The organism is Micromonospora sp. NPDC048907, assembly GCF_055586885.1.
This window is the reverse complement of record NZ_JBVJHI010000001.1, coordinates 637,997-663,985: the sequence shown is the minus strand read 5'-3', so window position 1 is coordinate 663,985 and position 25,989 is coordinate 637,997. Positions and strand designations below refer to the sequence as shown.

The following is a 25,989-nucleotide window of genomic DNA, read 5'->3' as shown; positions in this document are numbered from 1 at the left end:
TCACGCCTTCACCGTCGTCCCCGGCCGGCGAGGCGTCAAGCGGAGCGGCCGGATCGGTCACTCCGGTGGCGGCCCGGCGTACGCCCGGATCCAGGAGTGCATGGCGATCCCGCTGGCCACCCCGGCGTTGATGGAGCGGGTCGAACCGTACTGGGCGATCGAGAAGAGCTGGTCGCAGGCCGCCCGGGCCACCTCGGAGAGCCCCGGGCCCTCCTGGCCGAAGAGCAGCACGCAGCGGCGCGGAAGCGTGCCGCTCTCCAGCGGCTTCGAGCCGGGCAGGTTGTCGATGCCGACCACCGGCAGCCGCTCTCCCGCCGCCCAGGCCACGAACTCCTCGATCGTCGGGTGGTGCCGGACGTGCTGGTAGCGGTCGGTCACCATGGCGCCCCGCCGGTTCCACCGCCGCCGGCCGACGATGTGCACCTCGGCGGCGAGGAAGGCGTTGGCGTTGCGGACCACCGTGCCGATGTTGAAGTCGTGCTGCCAGTTCTCGACGGCCACATGGAAGTCGTGCCGGCGGCGGTCCAGGTCGGCCACCACGGCCTCGCGCCGCCAGTAGCGGTACCGGTCCACGACGTTGCGCCGGTCGCCCTGGGCGAGCAGCTCCGGGTCGTAGCGCGGGTCGTCCGGCGGGTCGCCGGGCCACGGCCCCACGCCCACGTCGAGCTGGTCGTCGGTCACGGTCTGCAGAGGGTACGGCGCGACCGGCGGAACGGCCGCCGCGGGCCGGCGGGTCAGCGCAGGTCCAGCGCCCCGGCGAGCCGGTCGAGGAAGCGCCGGTCGGCGGGGCTGGGGACGGCCTCGCCGGCCCGGCACACGCGGGCCGCCACCGACTCCACCCACTGCCGGTACGCGGCCGAGTCGGCGGGGTCGGCGCGCCGGCGCAGCACCCGCACTGCGGCCCGGGAGGCGGCGAGCAGGTCGACCAGGTCGGTGAGGCGCTCGTCCCGGTCGGCGGCGCCGTCGTGGCGGGCGTAGATCGCGGCGACCACGGCCCGGATCAGGTCGCTGTCGAAGGCCCGGCCGGCGGCCACCGCGTCCAGCCCGGCGAGCCCGGCGGCGACACCGCGCGGCGGACGGCCCGGACCGGGCGCGGCGGCGGCGACGAGGACCCGGCCCGGCAGGTCGGTCAGCAGGTCCCACTCGGCCGCGGAGTAGACGGCGGTGGTCAGCGGTGCGGCACGGCGGCCGGCAGAGGGCGGCTCTCCGGCGACGGAGTGGCTCATGGTGACCTCCGGCGTCAGCATATGCCCCGGAACGGGAAAAGGGCCCCTTCCCCGCGGATCGGCGAAGGGGCCCTTCCGGGCGTAGGGGGAGCGGTCAGCGCGGCTCGGGGAAGCTGGGCCGCTCGGGGTCGACGCCCTCGGGCAGGGCGGCGGCCGCGTACTCCTTCTTGGGGACCATGACCTTGCGGCGGAACACGCAGACCAGCGTGCCGTCCTGGTTGTAGCCGCGGGTCTCCACCGCGACCACGCCGCGGTCCGGCTTGGAGGAGGACTCCCGCTTGTCCAGCACCGTGGTCTCGCCGTAGATGGTGTCGCCGTGGAAGGTCGGTGCGACGTGCCGCAGCGACTCGATCTCCAGGTTGGCGATCGCCTTGCCGCTGACGTCGGGCACCGACATGCCGAGCAGCAGCGAGTAGATGTAGTTGCCGACCACCACGTTGCGCTTGAACTGGCTCGCCGACTCGGCGTAGTGGGCGTCCATGTGGAGCGGGTGGTGGTTCATGGTGAGCAGGCAGAAGAGGTGGTCGTCGTACTCGGTGACCGTCTTGCCCGGCCAGTGCCGGTAGACGGCGCCGACCTCGAACTCCTCGTAGTAGCGGCCGAACTGCATCCTTGTCCCCTTCGACGGGCGGCGATGGAGTTCGGCACAGCATGCCTTACCGCTTGTTAAGGCGGTGGGCGGGGCGCGGGCGGTGCGGAAAAGTCACACCCGGACCGACCCGGGGGGAGACGCAATGAGCGGCGGGGCCCTCCCCGGCACCCGCCGCCCACGCTCTGATGCGACAGATTCTGCCGTACGCCGGTACGGTGATGATAGAGACGGACCTCACATTTATCTTTTCGTAACACTACGGTGAGTGACAGGTGATCACTCCACAAGCGATCTCCGCGGCCCGGATCCCCGCTTGTCAAGCGTCAAGTTACCGATTCGTAGCGCGGAGCGGCCGTAATCGCCGTGGAAACGCTCCCATCACGTCCCGTCACGCAAATGCGTCGTGCACTTGCGTTCCGCAGGGCGAGGGGAGACAGACTCCGCTCGATGCGTCCCTCCGTCACCGGAGCGCTGCGCAGTGTTTCGTCGCGCACGTCACGGGAATGCCAAGCCATCCACCCTGGTTCCACCGGACGTAGGTAATCCGCGCTGATCGGAGAGTGCAATGGCAACGGTTGAGCTGACCACGGCCAACTTCGACGAGGTGACCGAACGCGACGGCATCGTGCTGCTCGACTTCTGGGCGGACTGGTGCGGCCCGTGCAAGCGCTTCGCCCCGGTCTACGAGCGCTCGTCCGAGAAGCACCCGGACATCGTCTTCGGCAAGGTCGACACCGAGGCGGAGCAGGAGCTGGGCGCCAAGTTCAACATCAGCTCCATCCCCACCGTGATGGCGATCCGCGACGGCGTCATCGTCTACGCCCAGCCGGGCGCCCTGCCCGAGTCGGCCCTGGAGAACCTGATCGAACAGGTCCAGCAGCTCGACATGGAGGACGTCCGCAAGAAGCTCGCCGAGCACGGCCACCAGCACTGAGCCGACTCGCCGAACACCGAGCCGACCGGCTCCGACACCACCGGCCGGGCCCCCACGCGGGGGCCCGGCCGGTGTCGTCCGGGCCGACCGGAAAGGCCGACACGGGCAGCCAGGAATGGACGACGGACCGACGCCTTCCGGCCGTGTTCATCCCGTATCGTCACCAGCCGATGGAGACCTTGACCACCCGCGGGCGTGCCGTCCGGCTGGGCGCCACCCTGCTCGGGCTGGCGCTGCTCCTCCTCGGCACCGTGCGCGGCACCGACGACGACTTCCCGTTCGGGCCGTTCCGGATGTACTCGACCTCCGACCCGCCCGACGCGCCCGCCCCCGACACCCGCGTCGAGGGCGTCGACAGCGGTGGGGCCGTGGTGCCGCTCGGCCAGGACGCCACCGGCATCCGGCGGGCCGAGATCGAGGGCCAGCAGGACCGGTACGCCGCCGACCCCGGCCTGCTCCGCCAGGTCGCCGAGGCGTACGCCGAGCGCCACCCGGGCGCCCCCGCGCTGGTCGAGGTCCGCATCGTGGTCCGCTGGTACGACATCCAGGGCGGCCGGCCGACCGGCCGCTGGACCGACCGCACCGCCGTACGCTGGGAGACCACCCCGTGACCGGCTGGCTGACCGAGGCGGTCCCGCGTGGCCGGGTGGCCGCCTTCCGCACCCTCGTCTACCTCTTCGTCGCCGCCGACCTGGTGATCTTCACCCCCTGGGTACGCACCCGGGTCGACGTGCCCGGCGACCTCTACCAGCCGCTGCTCATCGGCCGGCTGCTCCCGCTGCCCACCCCCACCCCGGCCCTGGTCGGCGTGGTCTTCTGGGTGCTGCTGGCGGTCTCCCTGCTCGCCGCCACCGGCCGCGCGCCCCGGCTGCTCGGCTGGACGGTCTTCGCCCTCTACTTCGAGTGGATGATCGTCGCGATGAGCTACGGCAAGGTCGACCACGACCGGGTCGGTCTGCTCGTCGCGCTGGCCGTGCTGCCCACCGCCGGGCGGGCCCGGCACGGCGACCCCACCCGCACCGAGGCGGGCGGCTGGGCGCTGCGGGTCACGCAGATCGCGGTCATCTGCACCTACTTCCTGGCCGCCTGGGCCAAGTTCCGCTTCGGCGGCCTGGACTGGGCCACCGGCTCGGTGCTGGCCCGCGCGATCATCCGGCGCGGCACCGACCTGGCCGACGTGATCGCCCAGGTGCCGCACCTGCTGATCGTCGCCCAGTTCGGCATCCTGGCCTTCGAGCTGCTCAGCCCGCTGGTCTTCCTGCTGCCCGAGCGGTGGCGGCTGGCGATGGTCGGCTTCTTCTACTCGTTCCACGTGGTGACCATCGCGACGATCACGATCTCGTTCGCGCCGCACCTGGTGGCCATGACCAGCTTCCTGCCCCTGGAGAAGGTGCGCCCGATCGCCTGGCTCCGCCGGCGCCGGTCACCGACCCCCCTCGGCCAGCTCGGCGAGCATCCCCTCACAACTGCGCACGACGACCTGGGCGCCGCGCCGCTGGGCCAGGCGTAGCAGCGGATCCTCCGCGCGGTTCCGCCACCGCCACTGGGCCTCCGAGGCGACGTCCCAGAGCCGGTGCACGGTCGCGTCGTGCTCCACGCCGAGCCGGGCCGCCAGGCCGACCCCGTCGCCGCCGACCAGCCGCGCCGCCTCCTCGGCCACCTCGGCGTCGAAGCCGAGCCGGCTGGTCCGCAGCGCGGCGAGCAGGCGCAGCTCGCGGAACTCGTGCGCCCCGACGAGGATCTGCTCGACCCGGCCCAGCAGCTCGTCCGTCCCCGGGCCCGGCTCGGCCCGCACGAGCGCCTCGACGGCCGCCAGGGCCGAGCGCGCCTTGAGCGTGTCCCGCCGGTCGACGAGGAAGCGGGCCATCGACTCGCGCAGCTCGGTCAGGCCGCTGCGCCGGATCAGCTCGGCGGACAGTTTCGCCCGGCTGTCGCAGCCGGTGCGGACCAGCGTGGTCGCCAGCCGGATCCCGAAGAGCCCGAGCCGGTCCAACAGACCGGCGCGTACGCCGGTGTCGAGCCGGACGGGCAGGTCGCCGCGGAGGAACCGGTCGGCCGACAGCAGGTGCGTCTCCAGCTCCGGTCGGGGCACCCGGGCCAGCGCCGCGAGGTCGGCGTAGTCCGACTCGCTGAGGATCCGGCCGCCCAGGCCGAGCAGGCCGCTGCACGGGACGACGTGCACGCTGAGCTCGTTCACCCGGGGGTCCCGGTGCTGGCGCCGGGCGAGCCGGCGAGCGGTCAACAGGCCGTCGATCCGTCCACCGCCCGTCTCGTCCACCCGGGACAGCACCATGATCACGTGCACCGCGGCGGCCTGCCCGACCGCGCTCTCCCGGCTGGTCTCCAGCACCCGCAGGTCGCTGTCGCGGCCGTCCCGGGTCAGGTAGAGCACCGCGTCCGCGTCCCGCAGCACCCGCTCCATCACCGGCGCCCGGCCCTGCTCGTCGCGGCCGGTGGCCGGGGTGTCGATGAGGGTGACCTGACGCAGCGTCCGGGTCGGCCACTGCACCACGATGTCGCGCAGCTCGCCCGCCCGCCAGCCGACGAGGTCCACCCGCATCCCGGTCGCCGACTTGGCGATCGCCAGCTCCTGCGGCGGCTGACCGTTCGCGTACGCGGTGGCGCTCGGCTGGGGCCCGTCCTCGTACCAGGTGAAGACCGTGCTGCCGTCCACCCCGTCGACCGGCGCGACCTCCTCGCCCATGATCGCGTTCAGCAGTGTCGACTTGCCGGACCGCCACGGGCCGGCGATCGCGACCCGCAGCGGCTGTTCCAGCCGGGCCAACTGGTGCCGCAGGTGGTCCGTCGCGCGGGGATTGTCGCGGTAGTGCTGGAGCGCCTGGTGCAGCAGCCCCCAGACCGCCTCGTCCAGCCGCAGCCCGACCGTCACGGCCGGGGCTCCAGCGGCGCCGGGGCGGTGCGGGCGCCGGTCAACTGCTGGGCCTGCTCGAAGAGCCCGGCCAGCCGGGTCATCTTCACCCGGATCTCCCGCTGCCGCTGCTCGCGGACGGCCGCGTCGGTGTCGGCGGCCTGCTTGGCGCTGCGGAACGACCGGACGATGGCCTCCTGGAGTTCCTCGGTCAGACCCGTGAAGTGGTCCCGCAGCATCCGCTGCACCTGCCGGACGGCGTCCCGGCGCTCCTTGGTGACCCGGACGAAGAAGTCGTCGACGTGCCGCTGGATCGCCGTCTTGACCACCGCCTGGCGGCGGCGGAGCAGCTGCTTGCTCTCGTCGCGGATGCTCTTTCCGCCGAACAGCGCGCCAACCCCGACCGACAGCGGATTGATCATGGGCATGCCGGCCAGCGTCGTCGCCAGGCCGACCATCAACAGTCCCCCGTACGAGCCCCGCATGCCGCTGATCAACTTCTGGCTCGTGGTGAACCGGTCGACCGCGGGCCGTTCCAGCTCGGGCAGGCCGTCGCCGAGGTCCGGGGGCGTCGTCATCGACCAGTGCGGCAGCACGTCGCCGCCGTACCGGGCGAAGTTGTCGGCCACCCGCCGCGCGGCCCAGTCGCAGCGCCGGACCAGCCACTCGTGGTTGGCCTCCGCCGCCTCGGACAGGCTGCGCTCCAGCCATTCCTGGAACGCGTCCCAGCTGACCAGCGGGTCGGCGCTGTCGAACGCGTCGTCGACCTCGCGCAGGATCTGCCGCGTCCGGTCGCGCAGGTCGTACTCGATGTCGGAGAGCAGGTCGGCCATCTCGTCGGCGAGCGAGTTCTGCCACCTCGTGGAGCAGCGCCGCAGCTCGTCGACCTCGCGCTGCGCCGCGTGCAGCCGGGAGATGGGGCCGGACTGCTCCTCGACCTCCTGACTCTCCAGCTCGGCACGCAGCGGCGCGGCCAGCTGTTCCACCACGGTCCGGGCGATCACCCCGACCGCGGCCCGGGCCAGGCGGTCGGACTTGCCGGCGAGGTCCCGCTGCAGCCGGCCGATCAGCACGGGGAAGCCGGACTCGGCGTTCAGCTCCCGGTCGTCGCCGACGGCCGCGCGCAGCCGCAGGGCCGCCGAGACCGGGATGACCGGCGCCGGCACGCCGGCCTCGGCGAGGTGCTGCCGGTTCCGCTCGGCGACCCCGCGCCAGTCCGGCACGAGATCCGTCTTGGTCTGCACCAGCACCACGTTCGGGTGCGACCGCGCGACGTGCAGCAGCATGGTCAGCTCGCCGGCCGAGAGTTCCCGGGTGGAGTCGGAGACCAGCAGCACGGTGTCCGCCCACGCGGGCGCGGCGGCCGGACCGGCGGCGCCCAGTGCCGCCGCCTCCTCCGTGCCCGGGGTGTCCACCAGCACCAGCCCGGAGCCGAGCAGCGCGCGTGGAAGTCCGATCTCGACGTACGCGGGGCCGCCGCCCGGCCGGCGGCCGAACGTGCCGGCGACACCGGCCGCGACCTGGTCCAGCGGCACCGGGGTCCGCTCGCCGGTCACCGGGAGCACCGCGCCGGCGGGCCGGCCCGGGGTGGGAGGCGGCGCCTGGACCACGGCGGCCGACGGGGCCGCCGCGTGCTGCACCACGGTCGGCAGCACGGTGGTGCGGCCGTCGCCGACCGGGCAGGCCGGCGCGTTGACGATGGCGTTGATCAGTTGGCTCTTGCCCTGCTGCGACTCACCGATGACCAGCACGCGCAGCCGGGGGTCCAGCAGTTGCACCCGCTTCTGCCGCACCGTCTGGAGCAGGTCGCCCCGCCCGTGTGCGCCGCACGTACGGGCGATCTCATCGAGCACATCCAGCCAGATCCCCGCGATCACGGACCAAGTGTGCGCATTTCGGCTCAATTATCAAGAGGGTGGTGAACGGAAGAGGAGCGGGAGACCGGATCGTGCCTCCCGCTCCTGCCTGATCCCTCCGTCAGAGCAGCCCGCCCAGCAGGCCGCCGTCGGACGAGGCGTGCACGTCGCCGTGGACCGCCGCGTCGTGCGACCCGGTGTCGCCGGTGAGCCCGCCGGTCAGGCCGCCGACGGTGCCCGTCACGCCGCTGACCGTGCCGGTCACGCCGGAGAGCGTGCTGTCCACCTGGTGCGTCACGCCGTCCACCGTGGACGGGATGTGCACCGGCGGGACCGCGCCGGCGCCGTCGCCACCCAGGCCGAGCCCACCGAGGGTCTGGTCGACGCCGAGCGAGCCGACAATGCCGTGGACCTGGGCCTGCGTGCCGGAGAGGACCCCCAGGTCGCCGCCGAGCACCCCGCCGTCGTGCAGCAGGTCGGTGCCCGCCGTGGTGCCGAGCGGGTCGCCGACCGCCCCGGTGACGTCCCCGACGACCGGGTCGACGGCGGTGTCCACCGTGCCCACCACGTCCGAGTCGAGGGTGTCCGCCACGTCGTGCACCGCGGTCAGGTCGGTGCCGAGCCCGCCCGGCCCGACGCCCAGGCCGATGCCCGGCACGAGGGACGCGCCGGCGTACAGGCCGGCCGGGTCGACCGCGATGGCGCCCAGCGCGCCGGCGGACACGTCCACCCCGCTGTGGGAGCTGCTCACGCCGATCTGGTGCGGCACCGCCTGCACCTGGCCGACCACGTCGGTGACGTCGCTCGTGAGCGGGTCGAGCCCGAGCTGCCCGACCACCGGGGCCACCGGGGCGAGCCCCGCCGCGCCGGGGGCGTAGTCGACCACCAGCGGCACGACGTCCTGCACGTCGGCGGCGGTGACGTCGGTGAGCCCCGCGGCCTGCAGCGCGCCCTCCGGGTCGAGGTCGAAGGCCGACCGCGCGTCAGGGTCGGTGAGCAGGTTGAGCACGAAGTCGTGCAGGGTCTGGTGCGAATCCATGGGGGCTTCTCCTCGAACGTAGCGTCAGCACCGTCGTGCCGCGACAGTGACGCTAGGGCCGGGGGTCGCCGGTGGTCATCGGGGCGCGACCCGCAACCCGCCCCCGCCGATTAGGGCCCTCGCCCCCTCGTGCGTTAGGGGGACAGGGGGAGCCGGGCCGGCCGGAGTTAGGGTACCGGGTCGGAGGCGATCTCTGGTACGAACGTAGGAGCCCACGGGGTTCGCCGGGGGTGGGTCGCCACGGTGCCGACACCGTCCCCAGGCCACTCGCCGTGGAGGAAGAACTGATGCCGTACGTCCTGGGGTTGGACATCGGGAACACCGGCACGGCCGCCACCGTCGCGAGGCGGCGGGGCGACGCCTGGGCCCGCCCCGAGGTCGTCACGCTGGGTGGCCGGTCGGCCGTCGTACCGTCGGTGCTGCACCTGGCGCCCGACGGGTCGCTGCGGGTGGGCGAGCCGGCGACCGGCGACCGCGGCGGCACCACCCGCGACTTCGTCCGCCGGGTCGGTGACGACGTGCCCCTCCTGCTCGGCGGCGAGCCGTGCCCACCGGAGACGCTGGTCGCCGAGCTGGCGGCGTGGGTGGCGCACCGGGTCGCCGCCCACGAGGGAGCGTTCGCCGAGGCCGTCGTGCTGAGCCATCCGGCCGGGTGGGGCCCGCACCGGCGGGACCTGCTGCACCGCGCGCTGTGGGCCCTCGACCTGCGGAACGTCACCCTGCTCCCGCACACGGTCACGGTCGCCGAGAGCCATGCGGCGCGGGGCTTCCCGGGCACCACGGCCGCGGTCTACGCCCTGGGCGGCAACACGTTCGAGGCGGCGCTGGTCCGCCGCAACGCGCGGGGCAGGTACGAGACGTTCGGCCTGCCGCAGGGTCTGGAGTGGCTCGGCGGCACCGACTTCGACGAGGCGCTCGCCGAGCACGTACGCGCCACGCTCGGCCGTGAACTCGCCGGCGGGGAAGCGCACCCGGCTTTGCACGGGTTGCTGGCGGAGTGCGACCGCGTCAAGCGGGAGCTGACCATCGCCACGGAGACCGACGTCCTGCTCACCCTGCCGAGCGGACCGGTCCGGGTGCCGGTGACCCGGGCGCGGTTCGAGGACCTGATCCGCCCCGCGGTGCGCGCCACCGTCGACCTGCTGGCGCAGACCGTGCACTCCGCCGGCCTGACACCCGCGCAGCTCGACGGTGTCCTCCTGACCGGCGGCTCGGCCCGGATCCCGCTGGTCACCGAGCTGCTCGCCGCGGCGTTTCCCGTCCCCGTCGAGGTGGAGCCGGACCCGCAGCTGACCGCCGCCACCGGGGCGGCGCTGGCCGCCTGCCAGGTGGTGTCACCGCGCCCGCGCCGGCCGGCGCCGGCCCCCGCCACCGCCACCGCCCCGGTCGGTGCGGCCGCGCCGGCCGTTCGGGAGTGGCGGCAGGCCGAACCCGACCACCCCCGCCGCGGCGAGCCCCCGGCCCGCCCCCCGGTCCGGATCACGCCGCTGAACCTGCCGAAGGCGTCCCGCCTGGCGCTGGCCCGCGGCCGGGTCCGGGACCGCGAAGGATGACCGACATGATCATGAGTACCGTCTCCGACGCCCGGCTCGTGCTGGGCTCCGCGCCGACCGCGCTGCTCGGAGCGGTCGCGGCGGATCCCGGGCGCCCGCTCGCGGTCGGCGTGACGGGTCCCGGCGGCCACGGCAAGACCGCGCTGCTCCGGGCACTGGCGCGGGCCCACCTCGACGCGGGCGGCACGGTCCGGGAAGGCGCTCCGGGCCCGGACCGCCCGGCCGACCCCGAGGCCGTGCTGCTCGTCGACGACGCGCACCTGCTGGACGACGCCCGCCTCGAGACGCTGCGCCGGCTCGTGGTCGGCGGCCGGCACCGGCTGCTGGTCGGTTACCGCCCGTGGCCCCGGCCGGCGGGACTGGCCGGGCTGGCCGAGGCGCTGAAACGGGACGGGCAGCAGGTCGTGCTCGACCCGTTCACCGTCGAACAGACCCGCGACTACCTCGCCCGCGTACCCGACCTCGGCCGGGACGGCGAGCTGGCCGCGTTCGTGCACGCGCAGACCGGTGGGGTGCCGCGGGACGTCGAGCGGCTGGCCGGTGGGTTGCGCGGGTCGGAGAGCCCCCCCGGCCTTCCGGCCGAGCCGCCACGGGCGGCCGTCCTCGCGTTCGGGCCGGACCTGGAGGAGCTTCCGCGGGACGTCCGGCGGCTGCTGCTGGCCGTCGCCGCGGGCGTCCCGCTGCCCGTGGACCTCCTCGGCCCGCTGCTCGACCGGGAGCCGGCCTCGGTGGACGAGCTGGTGGCGTACACCAGGGCGGCGGGCCTGCTCGGCGCGGACGGCCGGCTCGCACCGATCGTGCGGCGGGCGGTGGTCGCGCTCAGCCCGGCCACCGAACGCACCGCGATCTGGCGCCGCCTCACGGAGGTGCAGCTCGGTCGTGGTGCGGCGGTGCTCCCGCTGATCCGGTCGCTGCGGGCGGCCGGTGCCCTCGACGACTGCCCGGCCGGGGCGCTGGAGGCCGCGGCCGAGGAGGCGCTCGGCGGTGAGCCGGCACTCTCCGCCGAGCTGTTCGCGGCGGCCACCGCCGGAGGTCTGCCGGCCGGCGCCCGCCAGGCCGTCGCCGCGGCGCTCGCCGGCGACCTGGAGGCCGCGCTGCGGCTGGCGAACCGGCTGCTCGCGACGGCACCGCCGGCCGTGCGGGCGGAGGCGGCCACGGTGGCCGCGACCGCGCTGGCGCACCGGGGCCAGGTGGAGCGCAGCGTCGAGCTGTACCGGTGGTCCGGCCTCGCACCGTCCGCGGCGTTCGCCACCGTCGGAGCGCTCGCTCTCGGCCGCCCGGCCGCGGGCGTGGACCTGCCCGAGGACCCGACCGGCGGGCCGCCGACCCTGCACGCCAGCGCCGCGCGGTTGATGGCCGAGGGGGTACGCGAGAGCATCACCGCCCCGCCGACCAGCGCCCTGTCCCGGCTGGTGCAGGCCACCGCGCTGCTCGAGCCGGACGGGCGCCGGGTGCTCCTGCCGGACAGTCCGGCCGCGCTCGCCGCGCTGACCGCGATCCACTGTGCCGAGTTGGACATCGCCGAGGGTGTGCTGGAGCGGGCCGTGACGACCGGCATCGGCGGGCCGCTGATGGCCCACCGGCACCGGTTGCTGCAGGCCTGGATCCTGATGGTGCGCGGCCAGACGGCCGCGGCCGCCGACCGCCTCGCCGCGGTGACCGCCGGCGACCGGCCGCTGGAGTCGCGCGACCTGCTCCTGGCCACTGCGCTCCGGCTCGGCATCGCGCGCCGCAACAGCGACGTCGCGGGGCTGCAACGCGGGTGGGGCCCGGCGCTGGAGGCCGTGGTCCGGCACCCGGTGGACCTGTTCACGCTGCTGCCGCTGGGCGAGCTGGCGGTCGCCGGCGCCCGGCTCGGCGACCTGGCCCGGTTGGCGCCCTACCTGCGCGAGGGGTGGCTGCTGCTGGACCGGCTCGGCGGCCCGGCGCTGTGGAGCGCGCCGCTGCACTGGACCGGGCTGCACGCCGCCATCCTCACCGAGGAGCCGGCGGTCGCCGACGCGCACGTCGCCGCCCTGCTCGCCGCCGCCGAGCACAGCCGGTACGCCGCCGTGGCCGCCGGGGCCGCCACGGTCTGGGTCGAGGTGCTGCGCGGCGTCGTGGACCCGGTCCGGGTGGAGGCCGCCGCCCGCGGGCTGCACGACGCCGGGCTGTGCTGGGACGCCGCCCGCCTCGCCGGGCAGGCCGCGATCCGCACCTCGGACCGGCGCGCCATGACCACCCTCCTGGAGTGCGCCCGGGTGCTCCAGGCCCGGTCGCCCGCCCGAGCGGACGGCGCTGGCGACGGCGCGGCGCCGGTGGCCGACGCCGGCCCCACCCGGTACCGGCTCAGCGACCGGGAGCGCGAGGTGGCCGAGTTGGTGCTGGCCGGCCTGACCTACCGGGAAATCGGCGACCGGCTCTTCATCTCGGCGAAGACGGTGGAGCACCACGTGGCACGGATGCGGTCCCGGCTGAACTGCGCCAGCCGCGCGGAGCTGCTGGCCCTCCTGCGCACCGTCGTGGCGGACCGGTCGAGCGCCGGCCGGCAGCCCTGGCCGGAACGGGAGGCCCGGTGAGCCGGCCGGCCGGGCCGCGCCGGACCGGTGACCGGCGGACCCGCCTGAAGCTCGGCGCGCTGGCCGCCGTGCTGCTGACCCTGTGGGCGTACGCGGCCGTGCTGACCGGCCGCGACGCCGCCGGCCTCGTGCGGGTCCGGGCCCTGGCGGACACTCTCGGCCAGCCCACCGACCTGCTGATCCTCGACCTCCAGCTCGAACGCCGGCTGACCGCCGAGACGATCGCGGGCGCCGGGCGCACCCGGGCCGCGCTCGCCGAGGCGCGGGACCGGACGGACGGCGCGGTCGCCCCGGTGCGCGCGTTCACCGAGGGCCACGACCCGCGCCTGCTCACGGCGGGCGCGGTGCGGGACCGGGCCGCCGAGCTGGTCCGGCAGCTGACCGGGCTGGCCACCCTGCGGGCCGAGGTGGACGGCGGGCGGCTCGACCGGCCCAGCGCGGTCGCCGCGTACGACCGGCTGGTCGACACCGCCTTCGCGGTGTACGGCCCGGAGTGGGGCGGCCGCGAGGACGAGCTGGCCGCCGAGAGCCGGGCCGTCGTCGCGCTGGCCCGGGCCCGCGAGCTGCTCGCCCGCGAGGACACCCTGGTGACCGCCGCCCTGGCCGGCGGCGGGGTCGGCGAGGACGACCGGCGCCGCCTGGCCGAGCTGGTGACCGTTCAGCGGTACGCCCGGACGACGGCCGCCGCCGCGTTGCCGGCCGGCGGGCAGGACCAGCACCGGCGGCTGGTGGAGGGCCCCCGGTTCGCCGGCCTGCTGAGGCTGGAGGACCGGCTGCTCCGGGCCGGGGAGGCCGGCGGCACGGCCGGGATCAGCACGCGGAGCTGGCGGGAGGCCGCCGACCCGGCCCTGAGCGGGCTGCGGGACCTGCTCACCACCACGGCCCGGGGCAGCGTCGAGCGGGCCGCGCCGGGCGCCGCGCTGGTGGTCACCCGGACCGGCCTGGTGGTGGGGCTCGGGCTCATCGCCGTGCTCGTCGTGCTTGTCGGCTCGGCCCGCACCGTCCGCCGCCCGGCCGACGGGCCGGACCGCCCGGCGACCGTCTCCCCGGCGGGCACCCCGGGCGAGGCCGGTTCCGCGCCGGCGGGGACCGCCACGGGCGAGCTGTTCCTGCGGCTGACCCGGCGCAACCAGGCACTCCTGCGCGAGCAGCTCGACCTGCTGGGCGCGATGGAACGGCGGGACCGGACGGCGGAGGAGACGGCCGACCTGTTCCGGCTCGACCATCTCGCCACCCGGATCCGGCGCAACGTGGAGAAGCTGGTGATCCTCGCCGGCGCGACGCCGGCCCGCCGCTGGCGGCGGCCGGTGCCACTGCTCGACGTGGTACGCGGGGCGGTCGCCGAGGTGCCGGACTACCACCGGGTCCTCGTCGCGCCGCACTGGCCGTGGACGCTCGCCGGTCCCGGCGTCACCGACGTCGTCCACCTGCTGGCCGAGCTGATCGAGAACGGGTTGGCCTGCTCCCCTGAGCACACCACCGTACGGGTCGCCGGCGAGCCCGGACCGCAGGGCTGCGCCGTGGTGATCCTCGACGACGGACCCGGCCTGGACGCCGCCGCGCTGGCCGAGGCGAACCGGATCCTGGGCGCGCCACCGCCGGACGGCCCGCCCGCCGAACGCACCGGGCTGCACGTCGCCGCCCTCCTCGCCGCCCGGTGCGGCGCCCGGGTGTCGCTGCGGCCCGGCCCGCGCGGCGGAACCGCCGCCGTGGTCCTGCTGCCGCCCGGCCTGGTCGCCGCGACCCCGCCCTCCGGCGGCCCGGTGGCCGGCGCGGCCGGGCCGGCGCCGGCCCCGGCGCCGCACCCGCCGGCCGCGACGGTCCCCGGCGGCGCGCTGCCCACCCGGATCCGCCGGTCCGGGGCGGTCCGACCCGCACCCACCGACCCCGACACCCTCCGAGACAACGCTCCGCAACAGCGGGAGAGGACCTAGATGACGCATTCAGCGGTCGCCACCGACAGTCTGGCCGCGGCCCTGGACGGCCTGGTCGACCGGGTTCCGGGGGCCGAGGTCGCCGTGGTGCTCTCCCCCGACGGGCTGCTGCTCGGCCGGTCCCGGCACGTCGAGGACCAGCTCGCCGAGCAGGTCGCCAGCCTGGTCAGCGGGCTGTACGCGTTGGGCCAGGCCGCCGGCCGGGTGTGCGTGGCCGGCGGGCTGCGGCAGGTCGTCGTGCAGATGGCGCGCTCGTTCGTGTTCGTCGCCACCACCCGGGGCGGCGCGATCCTCACCGTCCGGATGGGCGGTGACGCCGACGTCGGCGACATGGCGTACGAGGTGGCGCTGTTCGCGGCGCAGGCCGAGCGGGCCCTGCCCGTCTACCTCGAACCGGCCCCCACGGTGGCAGGCGGGATCAGCGGTGCACACCACTGGAGACCATGACGAGGCCTGGTACGACGAGGATGCCGGGCCGGTGGCCCGGCCGTACACGGTGACGCGCGGACGTCTCACGTCCGACCACGGCCGGCTCGACCTGATCTCCCTCGTGGTGGCCCGGCGGACCGCCCCTGCCTCCGCACAGCTGTTTCCCGAGCAGGCCCGCATAATCGAGCGGTGCCACCGTCCACTGTCGGTGGCGGAGGTCGCTGCCGAACTGGAGCTGCCGTTGGGTACCGTCCGGGTACTGCTCGGCGATCTGCTGGAGGCGGGCCTGATCGAGACGCACGAGCCGCCGTCGCTGTCCGGGGCGCCGTCCAGGGAACTGCTCGAGGCGCTGCTCGACGGCCTCCGCACGCTGTGACGGCGGAGACCGCCGGGCCCGGGAGACCGCGGCCTCCGGCCCGATGGACGACCTGAAGGGGGAAGGCCCAGTGCCGGCACCACCGTCCCCGCCACGGCGGACCCTGCCGCTCATCCTGTTGGACGGGCTCGTCGCCGCGGTCGGGGCCGTGCGTCGCGCCCTCGTCGGCCGGCGTGACGGCTCGCGGCTCGCGTTCGTGGCGATCGCCGCCTCGCTGGGGGTGCTGCTGGCGACGGCGTACTCGATCGTCACGGTGCTGCGCACGCCGGAGCGGCTGAGCCCGGTGGCCGTGGGCCCGGCCGGCAGCGTGCCGGCGACCGGCCCGGAGGCGACCGGGACGCCGGAGGAGCGGCCCGAGCCGAGCGACGCCACCCGGCGGACGGCCATACCGCCGGTGACCACGGCCGCGCCCGGAGCCCCGGTCCCGCCCGCCGCGCGGCCCTCGACCGGGGCGCCGGCGGCGACCACCCCGGCGTCACCGCCGCCCGTCCCGCTGGGGGCCGCCTTCGCCGTCGAGGACAACGCCCTGCTCAGCTACGGCGCCGCGGTGACGATCGACAACCCGGGCAGCGTGCCGGCACCGACCTGGACCCTGGTGGTCGTGCTGCCCCGCGACTCGCTCCGGGTCACCTCGGTCACCGGGGCCCGGGCCAGCCGGGACGGCGCGACGTGGACGTTCGTGCCGGAGGGGGACACCGGCCGGGTGCCGGGCGGCGGCACGGTGCGGGTCACGTTCCGGGTGAGTGGCGCGGCGATCAGCGCCACGCCCACGGCGTGCACCATCGACGGCGCCGCCTGCACGGGCCTGCCGGACTGACCGGCGGGTCGGCGCGTCAGTCGCGCGCGGCGGACGGGACCGCGCAGGCCGCGGTGCCGCCGGGCAGGCGGTGGCGGTTGCGGGCCACCCAGCGGTACGCCGGCCAGGCGGCGGCGCGGACCGGGGGGAACCGGAGACCGGCCCCGGCGGTCCGCCAGAGCGGGTTGCTGTCGCCGAGCAGCCGGGCGATGGCGTCCGGGCCGGCGGCGCGTACGCCGTCCGCGCCGACCCACTGCACCGCCTCGTCGCACTCGGCGACGCTCAGGCCGAGCGCGTCGAGGTCGGCGAACTGCCAGGGCAGCACCCGGGCGCTGGTGGGGATCCACCGCTCGATGATCCGCGCGCACTTGGTGCAGAACGCGCAGTCGCCGTCGTAGACGAAGGTCGACGTCTCCATGTCCCCATCCTGCACCCCGCCGCACCCACTCCGGTGGCCGGTGTCCGGCGGGTCACTTGCGCTTCGTTCGTACGCGTGTTCGAATGAAGCACATGCGCTGGGACAACCTCTCCGCTCCCCCGGACGAGGGGACTCCCGACGGGGCAGCGCCGGCGGCTCCACCCCTGCCGCTGGCGCTCCCCGGCGCGGTCGCCCGCACGTTCGACACCCCCGGCTTCGCCGGCATGACCTTCTACGAGGTGCGGGCCAAGTCGATCATCAATCGCGTGCCGGGCCAGTCCCGCGTCCCGTTCGAGTGGACGATCAACCCCTACCGCGGCTGCTCCCACGCGTGTGTGTACTGCCTGGCGGGCGACACGCCGATCCTGATGGCCGACGGCCGCACCAGGCCGATCAGCGAGCTGGAGGTCGGCGACCGGATCTACGGCACCGAGCGGCGGGGTGCCTACCGGCACTACGTGGTCACCACCGTGCGGGCCAAGTGGTCGACGGTGAAGCGGGCCCACCGGGTGACCCTGGAGGACGGCACCACGCTCGTCGCCAGCGGCGACCACCGGTTCCTCACCGAACGCGGCTGGAAGCACGTGACCGGCAGCATGCGGGGTGGCGGCCGGCGGCCCTACCTGACCACCCGCAACCGCCTGCTCGGCACGGGCGGGTTCGCCTCCGCACCGAAGCGCTCGGCCGACTACCGGCGGGGCTACCTCTGCGCGCTGGTGCGCGACGCCGACCACCCGGGCAGCCGCTTCCGGCTGGCCACGGCCGACGAGGAGGCGCTGGAGCGCGCGGAGCGGTTCCTCGCCGACGCCGGGATCGGCGCGGAGCGGCTGGCCGGCCCGCCGGTCCGCGCCCCCCGCCGGGCGACGACCCCGATCCGCACCGCCCACCCCGGCGACGCCGAGGCGGTCGCCGGGCTGATCCGTCCCGACGACGAGCCGACCGACGACTGGTGGCTGGGCTTCCTGGCCGGCACCTTCGACGCGGCCGGCAGTTGCCGGCGGGGCGTGTTCCGGATCACCGTGGGCGACGACGGGAGCCTGCGCCGGGCGGCCACCGCCCTGGACCGGTTCGGCTTCCGGTGGGCGCTCGACGATCCGGGCAACCTCAACCGGGCCCGCCAGCTCCGGCTGACCGGCGGCCTGCCGGAGCGGCTGCGCTTCTTCCACCTGACCGACCCGGCGGTCACCGGCAAGCGTTCGATCGAGGGCATGGCGCTCAAGTGCCGGGCCCGGCTGCGGGTGGCGAGCATCGAGGATCTCGGGCTGGAGCTGCCGCTCTGGGACATCACCACCGGCACCGGTGACTTCATCGCCAACGGGGTGGTCAGCCACAACTGCTTCGCCCGCAACACGCACACCTACCTCGACCTCGACGCCGGCGCGGACTTCGACCGGAAGGTGATCGTCAAGGTCAACGCCGGCGAGCTGGTCCGCCGTGAGCTGGCCGCGCCGAGGTGGCGCGGCGCGCACATCGCCATGGGCACCAACGTGGACTGCTATCAGCGGGCCGAGGGGCGCTACGCGCTCATGCCGCAGATCCTCGCGGCGCTGCGTGACTTCGCCAACCCGTTCTCGATCCTGACCAAGGGCACCCTGCTGCTGCGGGACCTGCCGCTGCTGCGCCAGGCCGCCGAGGTGACCCGCGTCGGGTTGTCCTACTCGGTGGGGTTCGTGGACGAGGCGCTGTGGCGGGCCGTCGAGCCGGGCACGCCGAGCCCGCGTCGCCGCCTCGACGCCGTCCGCCGGCTCACCGACGCCGGCTTCTCCGTCGGGGTGCTCATGGCGCCGATCCTGCCGGGGCTCAGCGACGACGACGAGTCGATCGACGCGACGGTCGCCGCGGTCGCCGCGTCCGGGGCCACCAGCGTCACCCCGCTGCCGCTGCACCTGCGCCCCGGCGCCCGCGAGTGGTACGCGCGCTGGCTGGCCCGTGAGTTCCCGCACCTGGTCCCCCGCTACCGGCAGCTCTACCAGGCCGGGGCGTACGCGCCGCAGGCCTACCAGCGGGAGGTGACCGCGCGGGTGCGGATGGCGGCCCGCCGGCACGGGCTGCACCGGGGCGAGGTCGGCGACAACCGGCGGCTGCCCGAGCCGCCCGCCCCGGCGGCCGAGCAGCTGTCCCTGCTGTGACCGGGAGCGCGGCCGTCCGCCGCCGGCGGGGTTAGGCTCGACGGATGCGTTCCGCCCAGCAGATCCTCGCCGACTCCGCCGTGATCGCCGTCGTGGGCGCGTCCCGCGACCCGGGCAAGGCCGCGCACCGCGTGCCGCTGGAGATGCAGCGGCACGGCTGGCGGATCATCCCGGTGAACCCGACGGTGGACGAGCTGTTCGGCGAGAAGGCGTACCCGTCGCTGGCCGACATTCCCCACCCGGTCGACCTGGTCGACGTGTTCCGCCCGGCCCGCGACGCCGTCGAGGTGGTGCGGCAGGCCGTGGCGATCGGCGCGCCGGCGGTCTGGTTGCAGCTCGGGATCTTCTCGGCCGAGGCGCGGCGGATCGCCGAGGAGGCGGGGATCGACTACGTCGAGGACCGCTGCCTCATCATCGAGCGGGCCGCCGGGGGCCTGTCGCGGCGCGGCTGACGCCGGCCCCGGCCGGGGGACGATCAGTTTCGGGGCCGAAGAGCAGGTCGAGCTGGGTGTCGAGGGCGGCCAGCGCGGTCTCCGGCGGGTAGTGCCCGCCGAGCAGGTAGATGCCGAGGCCCTCCAGCACGGCGAGCAACCCGACCGCGGCCCGCTCCGGATCCACCCCGGGGTGGGCTCCGGCCCGGATCTGGCCGGCGACGAACCCGAGCAGCGCGGCCGTCTCGTCGTGCAGCGCGGCGGCGACGGCGGGGCGTACGGCGGTGTAGGCCAGGAACGCGAGCGCGACCCGGCCGTCGGCGCGGCGCTCCTCGTCGAGGGGGAGCAGCTCGGCCAGCATGGTCCGCAGCAGGGTCCGGGGTGCGGGCGTCCCGCCGAGTGCCCCGATCGCCCGGGTCACCCGGGTCTCGTTGCGCTCCCGGACCACGGCGAGCGCGAAGGTCATCATCTCGTCCCGGGTGCGGAAGTAGTGCTGCACCATCCCGGCGCTGACCCCGGCCGCGGCGGCCACGTGCCGGAGGCTGACCGCCTCCAGACCCTGTTCGGCCGCGACCCGCATCAGCGCGTCCGCGATCAGCGCCCGGCGCTCCCGGTGGTCGACCCGCTTCGGCATGCCCCCATGCTTTCACAATACGACTGCATTGACACGCCGTCCGCGATCGTTTACGTTGCAACTGCAATGCAAAAGGAAGGTGGCGGGGGATGGCACAGATCGACGTGGTCCGGCTGGCCCGCCGGGCGGTCGTCTACGAGTGGGGCATGTGGCGCAGCCTGGCCCGGTGGGTCTTCCGGCGTCCCCACCCGGTGGTGCCGGGCGGCGAGACGTTCGCCTACGTCGGCGTGGTGCAGCCGATCCTCGGCGTGTTCATCGCGCTGTCGGCCCTCGAGATCCCGGTCCTCGACCTGATCCTCCGGCACACCGTCGGCTGGCCGACGGTCCGGCACGCGTTCATCGTGCTCGGCATCTGGGGCGTGCTGTGGATGGTCGGCCTGCTCGCCAGCCTCCGGATCCACCCGCACGTGGTCGACGACGCCGGTCTGCGGATCCGCAACGGCATCTCCCTCGACGTGCTGGTCCCGTGGGCCGCCGTCGCCCGGGTGGAGGCGCGCTACCGGTCGCTGCCGTCCAGCCGCGGGGTGCAGTACGACCCGGACGACCCGGCGGTGCTGAACCTCGGCGTCGGCAGCCAGACCGCGATCGACGTGGTGCTGCGGGAGCCGCTGTCGGTGCGCCTGCCGAAGGGACCGAGCGAGCCGGTCCGGGAGATCCGGCTGTACGCCGACGACCCGAAGGCCCTGGTGGCCGCGGCTCGCCGGCACCTCCTCCCGGCGGGCACGACGGCCGGCGACTCCCCCGGGAGCACCGGCTCGCATCGCCGGCGCTGAGCGCGGCCCCTCCCGCTACGCCGGGCGTCCGGGAGGGGCCGTCAGCACCGGCTCAGAGCTTGTACTCCTTGAGCAGGCCGCGGGAGATGATCGTCTTCTGGATCTCCGAGGTGCCCTCGCCGATCAGCAGGAAGGGCGCCTCCCGCATGAGCCTCTCGATCTCGTACTCCTTGGAGTAGCCGTAGCCGCCGTGGATGCGGAACGCCTCCTGGACGACCTCGGCGCAGTACTCCGAGGCGAGCAGCTTGGCCATCCCGGCCTCGACGTCGTTGCGCTGGCCGGCGTCCTTGAGCCGGGCCGCGTTGACCATGAGGGCGTGGGCGGCCTCGATCTTCGTGCCCATCTCGGCGAGCTTGAACGCGACGGCCTGGTGCTTGGCGAGGGGCTGGCCGAAGGTGCGGCGCTGCTGGGCGTACGCGACGGCCAGCTCGAACGCGCGGATGGAGATGCCGCAGGCGCGGGCCGCCACGTTGACCCGGCCGACCTCGATGCCGTCCATCATCTGGTAGAAGCCGCGACCGACCTTCTCCTCGCCGCCGAGCACCGCCGAGGCGGGGACGGTGACGCCGTCGAGCACCATCTCGGTGGTCTCGACGCCCTTGTAGCCCATCTTGTCGATCTTGCCGGGGATGGTCAGGCCGGGGGCGGTCTCGCCGAAGCCGGGCTCCTTCTCCAGCAGGAAGGTGCTCATGTTGCCGTAGACCGAGTCGGCCCCGGTGTCGGTCTTGACCAGGGTGGCGACCACCGAGGAGTACGCCCCGTTGGTCAGCCACATCTTCTGGCCGTTGAGCACGTAGGTGTCGCCGTCGCGGACCGCCTTCGACTTGATCGCCGAGACGTCGGAGCCGCACTCGGGCTCCGACATCGAGAAGGCGCCGCGCACCTCGCCGGTGGCCATCCGCGGCAGCAGCCGGGCCTTCTGGTCGGCCGAGCCGTGCTGGGAGATCAGGTACGCCACGATGAAGTGGGTGTTGACGATGCCGGAGATCGACATCCAGCCCCGGGACAGCTCCTCGACCACGAGGGCGTAGGTCAGCAGGGACTCGCCGAGGCCCCCGTACTCCTCGGCGATGGTCAGGCCGAACAGCCCCATCTCGCGCATCCCGTCGAGGATGTCGGTGGGGTACTCGTCGGCGTGCTCCAGCCGCTGGGCGTGCGGGATGATCTCCTTGTCGGCGAACTCCCGGACGGTTTCCAGGATCGACCGCTGCACGTCGGTCAGGCCGGGCGTCTGGGCGAGTCGGGCCATCTCAGCCTCCGGGGGATCGGCGCATTACTCGTGGGTAACTGAACGCTGGGTCAGTATCGGCCCCGGGACCGGCGGAGCCAAGGTGACCAGTCCACACAACCGCTGTGAAAAGGTTCACCGCTGCGGGTAGCGTCCGCAAGAGAGAAGGCCGTCGACCTGCGACGAAGGGCGAGGAGGGACGTGAGCCAACCACCCGGTGAGCCCGACCAGCCACCGTCGCCGTACGAGCCGCCGGCCTACGGCCAGCCGTACGGGGACCCGCAGCAGCAGCCGCACTGGGGGCACCAGCCGCCCGGTGGCGGCCAGCCGCCCTACGCTCCCCAACCCCCGTACGGCCAGTACGGCCCGCCCGGCCCCGGCCCGCAGCCGCGCGGCGGCGGGCCGAACGTGCTCGCCATCCTGTCGCTGGTCTTCGCCTTCGTCTTCGCCCCGGCCGGCATCGTCTGCGGCCACCTGGCCAAGCGGCAGATCCGGCGGACCGGCGAGGAGGGTGATCAGCTCGCCACCTGGGGGCTGATCCTCAGCTACATCTTCACCGCGATCGGCCTGCTGGTCTGCTGCGGCTGGATCGGCCTGGCCATCTGGGCCAACTCGGACAACGGCAACACCTACTGACCGTCGGCAGCCGCGGACGGTCAGCGGAACTCGGCCTCCCGGACGCTGTTGCCGCCGTCGACCACCAGCATCTGCCCCGTGATGTAGGAGGCGGCCGGCGAGCAGAGGAAGGCGATGGCCGCCGCCACCTCGTCCGGCGTGCCGGGGCGGCCGACCGGGGTGCCGAGGCCCTGCTTGATCTCGACCATGGTGGACGCCGCGGTGTGGATGATGCCCGGCGCCACGGCGTTCACGGTCACCCCGTCGGCGATCATCTCCATCGCCAGCGCGCGGGTCAGCCCGACCACGCCGGCCTTCGCCGCCGCGTAGGCGGCCTCGGTGGGCAGCGCGTTGACCGGCCCGGCGGTGGCCGCCAGGTTGACGATCCGCCCCCAGCCCCGCTCGGCCATCCCGCTGATGAACGCGCGGCTGCACAGGAACGCCGTGGTCAGGTTGCGGTCGATCTCGCCGCGCCACTCGTCGTAGGTCAGCTGGGCCACCGGCCGCAGTACCTCCGGGCTGGCCCGGCTGGCCAGGCCGGCGTTGTTGACCAGCACCTCGACGTCGCCGAGCTGCTCGGCCACCGCGTCGGCGAGCGCGCCCACCTCGGACTCGTCGGTGAGGTCCGCGACGAAGCCGGTGACGCCCAGCTCGCCGGCCCGCTCGTGGATCCTCCGCGTGGTGGAGACGATCGCCACCCGGGCGCCGAGGTCGGCGAGGCGCCGCGCCGTCGCGTACCCGATGCCGTCCGGACTGCCCGCGCCGGTGACCAGGGCGACGCGGCCGTCCAGGCGCATGGTGGCCGGCTCCTCCAGCGGTGCCGGTTGGTCCTGGTCGGCGGAGCCCGCCGGGGCGCCGCCGCGGGGCCGGCGCACCAGGCCCGGCCGGCTGACGTCCCGTCGAGACCGACCACCGCGCGCGTCAAGTGCCATGCCGCGATCCTGCCCGCTGTGGACGTTCCGGGCAACGCGGCACCCGGAAAGGGGTCCCTGCGACTTGCCCGCCGGTGGCTACCCTGACCGCACCACGTCCATGGAGATGATCTGATGACCTATTCCCCACCGCCCGGTGGTTGGCACGACCCGTCGGCGGCCGGGCCACAGTCGAGCCCGCCGGTCGACCCGACGCTGCCGATGGCCGGCAACCCCATCCCGACCCAGCCGACCTCGGCGGACCCGTACGCGCCCGCCGACCCCTACGCCGTCGCGAAGTCCCCCGACCCGTACGCCGCGCCCGGCTACGCGCCGCCCGGCAACCCGTACGCCCCGCCGGGCTACCCGCCGGCCGGCGACCCGTACGCCGCGGCCGGCTACCCGCCGGCGGCGTACCCCGGCTACGCGCCCCCGTCCAGCAAGACGAACACCCTGGCCATCGTGGCGCTGGTGCTCTCGCTGGTCGGCTTCACCTCCTGCATCACCGCCCCGGTCGGCGCGATCATGGGCCACGTCGCCCGGAAGCAGATCCGGCAGACCGGCGAGCAGGGCGAGGGCATGGCGAAGGCCGCCATCATCGTGGGCTGGATCCTCACCGCCCTGCTGGTGCTGCTGATCATCTTCTACGTCGTGATGATCGTCATCGCCATCAACTCGGACAGCTCCAGCAGCTACTGACGCGGACGGGCCGCCCCGGTCGGCCGGGGCGGCCCGTCGCGGTCAACGGCTCGCGGTCACTCCACCGGCGGGGTGAACGACGAGGTGCGGCTCATCCCGGCGGCCCGCCCCTTGGCGGCGACGACCAGCGCCATCTTGCGGGACGCCTCGTCGATCATCTCGTCGCCGAGCATCACGGCGCCGAGCTTCCCGCCCGCCTCCGAGGTGTACCAGTCGTACGCGTCGAGGATCAGCTCGGCGTGGTCGTAGTCGGCCTGGGCCGGCGAGTAGACCTCGTTGGCCGCGTCGATCTGGCCCGGGTGCAGCACCCACTTCCCGTCGAAGCCCAGCGCGGCCGAGCGCTTCGCCACCTCGCGGAACGCGTCCACGTCCCGGATCTGCAGGAACGGGCCGTCGATGGCCTGCTTGTCGTGCATCCGGGCGGCCATCAGGATCCGCATGAGGATGTAGTGGTAGGGGTCGCCCGGGTAGTCCGGGATCAGCGCGCCGACCACCAGCGACTTCATGTTGATCGAGGCCATGAAGTCGGCCGGGCCGAAGATGATCGTCTCGACCCGGGGCGAGGCGGCCGCGATCGCGTCGACGTTGACCAGGCCGGCCGCGTTCTCGATCTGCGCCTCGATGCCGATCCGGCCGACCTCCAGGCCGAGCGTCTTCTCGATCTGGGTGAGCAGCAGGTCCAGCCAGTGCACCTGCTCGGCGTTCTGCACCTTCGGCAGCATGATGCAGTCCAGGTTGGCCCCGGCGCCCTCGACCACCTCGATGACGTCCCGGTAGGTCCACGGCGTGGTCAGGTCGTTCACCCGCACCACCCGGGTCTTGCCCGCCCAGTCGCCCTCGTTCAGCGCGGCGACGATGTTCTTGCGGGCGTCCGGCTTGGCCAGCGGGGCGACCGCGTCCTCCAGGTCGAGGAAGACCTGGTCGGCGGGGAGGCCCTGGGCCTTGCCGAGCATCTTGACGCTGGAACCGGGTACCGCGAGGCAGGACCGGCGGGGGCGACCGACTGCGGCCATGGGTGCGCTCCTTCCAGCGTCCGCGGGCACGCCGACGCCACCAGGTGGAAGACGAGAAACTTAACGATCCCAAAGGGCGTTGTGACGCCACGGTAACCTCGTGCCGTGACCGGGGTGAATGGACCTGTGGAAGATCTCACTGAGCGTCGGACCGTCGTGGTGACCGGCGCCAGCTCGGGCATCGGCCTCGCCGCCGCGGTCGACCTGGCGCGACGCGGAGACCGCGTGGTACTTGTCGGCCGGGATCCGGCCCGGCTGCGCGCCGCCGGGGAACGGCTCCGCGAGTGCTGCGGCGAGCAACCCGAGCTGTTCCGCGCCGACTTCGCCGTGCTGGACGACGTACGCGGGCTCGCCGAGCGGCTGCGCGCCGCGTACGACCGGATCGACGTGCTGGTCAACAACGCCGGGGCGATCGTGCTCCAGCCGGTCACCACGGTCGACGGCTTCGAGCTGAGCATGCAGGCCAACCACCTGGCGCCATTCCTGCTCAGCAACCTGTTGCGGGACCGGGTCGGACGGATGGTGGTGACCGCCTCGGGCGCGCACCGCAGCGGCGTGCTCGACCCCGACGACCTCAACGCCGCGCTGCGCCGCTACCGGCCCATGCGCGCGTACGGGACCAGCAAGCAGGCGAACATCCTGTTCGCCGCCGAGGCGGCCCGGCGCTGGCCCGGGATGCCGGCGCACTCGTTCCACCCGGGCGTCGTGCGGACCCGGTTCGGCAACGAGAGCCGGCTGGTCGCCCTCGGCATGCGGCTGTTGCCGTTCCGCAGCCCGGAGCGGGGTGCGGAGACCCTGGTCTGGCTGGCCAACCAGGACCCGGCCCGGCTGGTCGACGGCGGCTACTACGCCGACCGGCGGCTCCGCCGGCCGCTGCCCAAGGCCAGCGACCCGGCCCTGGCCGCCCGGCTCTGGACGGCCAGCGCCAAAGCCGTCGGGATCGACGCCTGAGCCGTTCCGGGCCGCCCGATCCGGC

General features: G+C 74.6%; 26 protein-coding genes. 15 read left to right on the top strand and 11 right to left on the bottom strand.

Annotated features, from left to right (window positions below; genetic code table 11):
* Window positions 1-57: 57 nt before the first annotated feature.
* From ACZ6PY_RS03370 to ACZ6PY_RS03360, 3 genes are all read right to left on the bottom strand, one after another.
* Window positions 58-681, bottom strand: a complete 624-nt coding sequence (locus ACZ6PY_RS03370) for a TrmH family RNA methyltransferase (protein ID WP_466068795.1) — start codon at window positions 679-681, stop codon at window positions 58-60.
* Window positions 682-734: 53 nt separating this feature from the next.
* Window positions 735-1,226, bottom strand: coding sequence for a hypothetical protein (locus ACZ6PY_RS03365; protein WP_466068793.1), 492 nt, complete (start codon window positions 1,224-1,226; stop codon window positions 735-737).
* Between the two features lie 94 nt (window positions 1,227-1,320).
* The gene (locus tag ACZ6PY_RS03360; protein WP_091314480.1) at window positions 1,321-1,836 is read right to left on the bottom strand and encodes a MaoC family dehydratase; all 516 of its coding nucleotides are present in this window, start codon (window positions 1,834-1,836) and stop codon (window positions 1,321-1,323) included.
* Between the two features lie 547 nt (window positions 1,837-2,383).
* Here ACZ6PY_RS03360 and trxA point away from each other — a divergent pair.
* The 3 genes from trxA to ACZ6PY_RS03345 all read left to right on the top strand — a co-directional run bounded on the left by trxA (window position 2,384) and on the right by ACZ6PY_RS03345 (window position 4,262).
* Window positions 2,384-2,752 carry a thioredoxin gene (gene trxA, locus ACZ6PY_RS03355; protein ID WP_466068791.1) on the top strand — a complete coding sequence of 123 codons (369 nt, stop codon included), beginning with the start codon at window positions 2,384-2,386 and terminating at the stop codon, window positions 2,750-2,752.
* 170 nt (window positions 2,753-2,922) lie between these two features.
* The gene (locus ACZ6PY_RS03350; protein ID WP_466068789.1) at window positions 2,923-3,363 is read left to right on the top strand and encodes a hypothetical protein; all 441 of its coding nucleotides are present in this window, start codon (window positions 2,923-2,925) and stop codon (window positions 3,361-3,363) included.
* Window positions 3,360-4,262: an MFS transporter permease gene (locus tag ACZ6PY_RS03345; protein WP_466068788.1), complete on the top strand. Its 903-nt coding sequence runs from the start codon at window positions 3,360-3,362 to the stop codon at window positions 4,260-4,262. Before ACZ6PY_RS03350 ends, ACZ6PY_RS03345 begins: the two co-directional genes overlap by 4 nt.
* On the opposite strand, the gene ACZ6PY_RS03340 is transcribed toward ACZ6PY_RS03345, so the two are convergent.
* The 3 genes from ACZ6PY_RS03340 to ACZ6PY_RS03330 all read right to left on the bottom strand — a co-directional run bounded on the left by ACZ6PY_RS03340 (window position 4,176) and on the right by ACZ6PY_RS03330 (window position 8,516).
* A complete protein-coding gene (locus ACZ6PY_RS03340) occupies window positions 4,176-5,642 on the bottom strand; it encodes a dynamin family protein (RefSeq protein WP_466068786.1) in 1,467 nt (488 codons plus the stop codon). The two genes, ACZ6PY_RS03345 and ACZ6PY_RS03340, sit on opposite strands and share 87 nt — an antisense overlap.
* Entirely contained in the window at window positions 5,639-7,498 is a 1,860-nt protein-coding gene (locus ACZ6PY_RS03335; protein ID WP_466068784.1) for a dynamin family protein, read from the bottom strand. Before ACZ6PY_RS03335 ends, ACZ6PY_RS03340 begins: the two co-directional genes overlap by 4 nt.
* 100 nt (window positions 7,499-7,598) lie before the next feature.
* Window positions 7,599-8,516 (bottom strand): IniB N-terminal domain-containing protein, encoded by a 918-nt coding sequence (locus ACZ6PY_RS03330; protein ID WP_466068782.1) that lies wholly within the window; start codon window positions 8,514-8,516, stop codon window positions 7,599-7,601.
* Window positions 8,517-8,803: 287 nt separating this feature from the next.
* Between ACZ6PY_RS03330 and ACZ6PY_RS03325 the strand changes: the two genes are divergently transcribed.
* The 6 genes from ACZ6PY_RS03325 (at window position 8,804) to ACZ6PY_RS03300 (ending at window position 16,183) form a co-directional block, all read left to right on the top strand.
* Window positions 8,804-10,069, top strand: a complete 1,266-nt coding sequence (locus ACZ6PY_RS03325; RefSeq protein WP_466068781.1) for an Hsp70 family protein — start codon at window positions 8,804-8,806, stop codon at window positions 10,067-10,069.
* Between the two features lie 5 nt (window positions 10,070-10,074).
* Window positions 10,075-12,627 (top strand): helix-turn-helix transcriptional regulator, encoded by a 2,553-nt coding sequence (locus ACZ6PY_RS03320; RefSeq protein WP_466068779.1) that lies wholly within the window; start codon window positions 10,075-10,077, stop codon window positions 12,625-12,627.
* Window positions 12,624-14,561, top strand: a complete 1,938-nt coding sequence (locus tag ACZ6PY_RS03315; RefSeq protein ID WP_466068777.1) for a sensor histidine kinase — start codon at window positions 12,624-12,626, stop codon at window positions 14,559-14,561. Before ACZ6PY_RS03320 ends, ACZ6PY_RS03315 begins: the two co-directional genes overlap by 4 nt.
* Window positions 14,562-15,008: a roadblock/LC7 domain-containing protein gene (locus ACZ6PY_RS03310; RefSeq protein WP_466068775.1), complete on the top strand. Its 447-nt coding sequence runs from the start codon at window positions 14,562-14,564 to the stop codon at window positions 15,006-15,008.
* Entirely contained in the window at window positions 14,986-15,366 is a 381-nt protein-coding gene (locus ACZ6PY_RS03305; protein ID WP_466068773.1) for a DUF742 domain-containing protein, read from the top strand. Before ACZ6PY_RS03310 ends, ACZ6PY_RS03305 begins: the two co-directional genes overlap by 23 nt.
* Before the next feature lie 70 nt (window positions 15,367-15,436).
* Window positions 15,437-16,183 (top strand): cellulose binding domain-containing protein, encoded by a 747-nt coding sequence (locus ACZ6PY_RS03300; protein WP_466068771.1) that lies wholly within the window; start codon window positions 15,437-15,439, stop codon window positions 16,181-16,183.
* 16 nt (window positions 16,184-16,199) lie between these two features.
* Here the strand turns inward: ACZ6PY_RS03300 and ACZ6PY_RS03295 are convergent, their stop codons facing one another.
* On the bottom strand, window positions 16,200-16,580 hold the full coding sequence (locus tag ACZ6PY_RS03295) for a thiol-disulfide oxidoreductase DCC family protein (RefSeq protein WP_466068769.1): 381 nt from the start codon (window positions 16,578-16,580) through the stop codon (window positions 16,200-16,202).
* A 92-nt stretch (window positions 16,581-16,672) separates the two neighbouring features.
* Here ACZ6PY_RS03295 and ACZ6PY_RS03290 point away from each other — a divergent pair, with 92 nt between their 5' ends.
* Window positions 16,673-18,709 carry an intein-containing Rv2578c family radical SAM protein gene (locus ACZ6PY_RS03290; protein ID WP_466068767.1) on the top strand — a complete coding sequence of 679 codons (2,037 nt, stop codon included), beginning with the start codon at window positions 16,673-16,675 and terminating at the stop codon, window positions 18,707-18,709.
* 44 nt (window positions 18,710-18,753) lie between these two features.
* Window positions 18,754-19,161 carry a CoA-binding protein gene (locus tag ACZ6PY_RS03285; RefSeq protein WP_313723231.1) on the top strand — a complete coding sequence of 136 codons (408 nt, stop codon included), beginning with the start codon at window positions 18,754-18,756 and terminating at the stop codon, window positions 19,159-19,161.
* Here the strand turns inward: ACZ6PY_RS03285 and ACZ6PY_RS03280 are convergent.
* On the bottom strand, window positions 19,121-19,774 hold the full coding sequence (locus ACZ6PY_RS03280) for a TetR/AcrR family transcriptional regulator (protein ID WP_466068764.1): 654 nt from the start codon (window positions 19,772-19,774) through the stop codon (window positions 19,121-19,123). The two genes, ACZ6PY_RS03285 and ACZ6PY_RS03280, sit on opposite strands and share 41 nt — an antisense overlap.
* An 89-nt stretch (window positions 19,775-19,863) precedes the next feature.
* Between ACZ6PY_RS03280 and ACZ6PY_RS03275 the strand changes: the two genes are divergently transcribed.
* Window positions 19,864-20,547, top strand: a complete 684-nt coding sequence (locus ACZ6PY_RS03275) for a PH domain-containing protein (RefSeq protein WP_466068762.1) — start codon at window positions 19,864-19,866, stop codon at window positions 20,545-20,547.
* Between the two features lie 52 nt (window positions 20,548-20,599).
* On the opposite strand, the gene ACZ6PY_RS03270 is transcribed toward ACZ6PY_RS03275, so the two are convergent.
* Complete coding sequence (locus ACZ6PY_RS03270) at window positions 20,600-21,796, bottom strand: acyl-CoA dehydrogenase family protein (protein ID WP_466068760.1); 1,197 nt, start codon at window positions 21,794-21,796, stop codon at window positions 20,600-20,602.
* A 180-nt stretch (window positions 21,797-21,976) separates the two neighbouring features.
* On the opposite strand from ACZ6PY_RS03270, the gene ACZ6PY_RS03265 reads away from it, so the two are divergent.
* Window positions 21,977-22,411 carry a DUF4190 domain-containing protein gene (locus ACZ6PY_RS03265; RefSeq protein ID WP_313723235.1) on the top strand — a complete coding sequence of 145 codons (435 nt, stop codon included), beginning with the start codon at window positions 21,977-21,979 and terminating at the stop codon, window positions 22,409-22,411.
* A gap of 20 nt (window positions 22,412-22,431) precedes the next feature.
* Here ACZ6PY_RS03265 and ACZ6PY_RS03260 read toward each other — a convergent pair whose 3' ends face one another.
* The gene (locus ACZ6PY_RS03260; RefSeq protein WP_466068758.1) at window positions 22,432-23,322 is read right to left on the bottom strand and encodes an SDR family NAD(P)-dependent oxidoreductase; all 891 of its coding nucleotides are present in this window, start codon (window positions 23,320-23,322) and stop codon (window positions 22,432-22,434) included.
* Between the two features lie 114 nt (window positions 23,323-23,436).
* Between ACZ6PY_RS03260 and ACZ6PY_RS03255 the strand changes: the two genes are divergently transcribed.
* Window positions 23,437-24,000 (top strand): DUF4190 domain-containing protein, encoded by a 564-nt coding sequence (locus tag ACZ6PY_RS03255; RefSeq protein ID WP_466068756.1) that lies wholly within the window; start codon window positions 23,437-23,439, stop codon window positions 23,998-24,000.
* Between the two features lie 56 nt (window positions 24,001-24,056).
* Here ACZ6PY_RS03255 and ACZ6PY_RS03250 read toward each other — a convergent pair whose 3' ends face one another.
* Entirely contained in the window at window positions 24,057-25,013 is a 957-nt protein-coding gene (locus ACZ6PY_RS03250) for an HpcH/HpaI aldolase/citrate lyase family protein (protein ID WP_313723237.1), read from the bottom strand.
* 126 nt (window positions 25,014-25,139) lie between these two features.
* Here ACZ6PY_RS03250 and ACZ6PY_RS03245 point away from each other — a divergent pair, with 126 nt between their 5' ends.
* On the top strand, window positions 25,140-25,964 hold the full coding sequence (locus ACZ6PY_RS03245) for an SDR family NAD(P)-dependent oxidoreductase (RefSeq protein WP_466068754.1): 825 nt from the start codon (window positions 25,140-25,142) through the stop codon (window positions 25,962-25,964).
* Window positions 25,965-25,989: the final 25 nt, after the last annotated feature.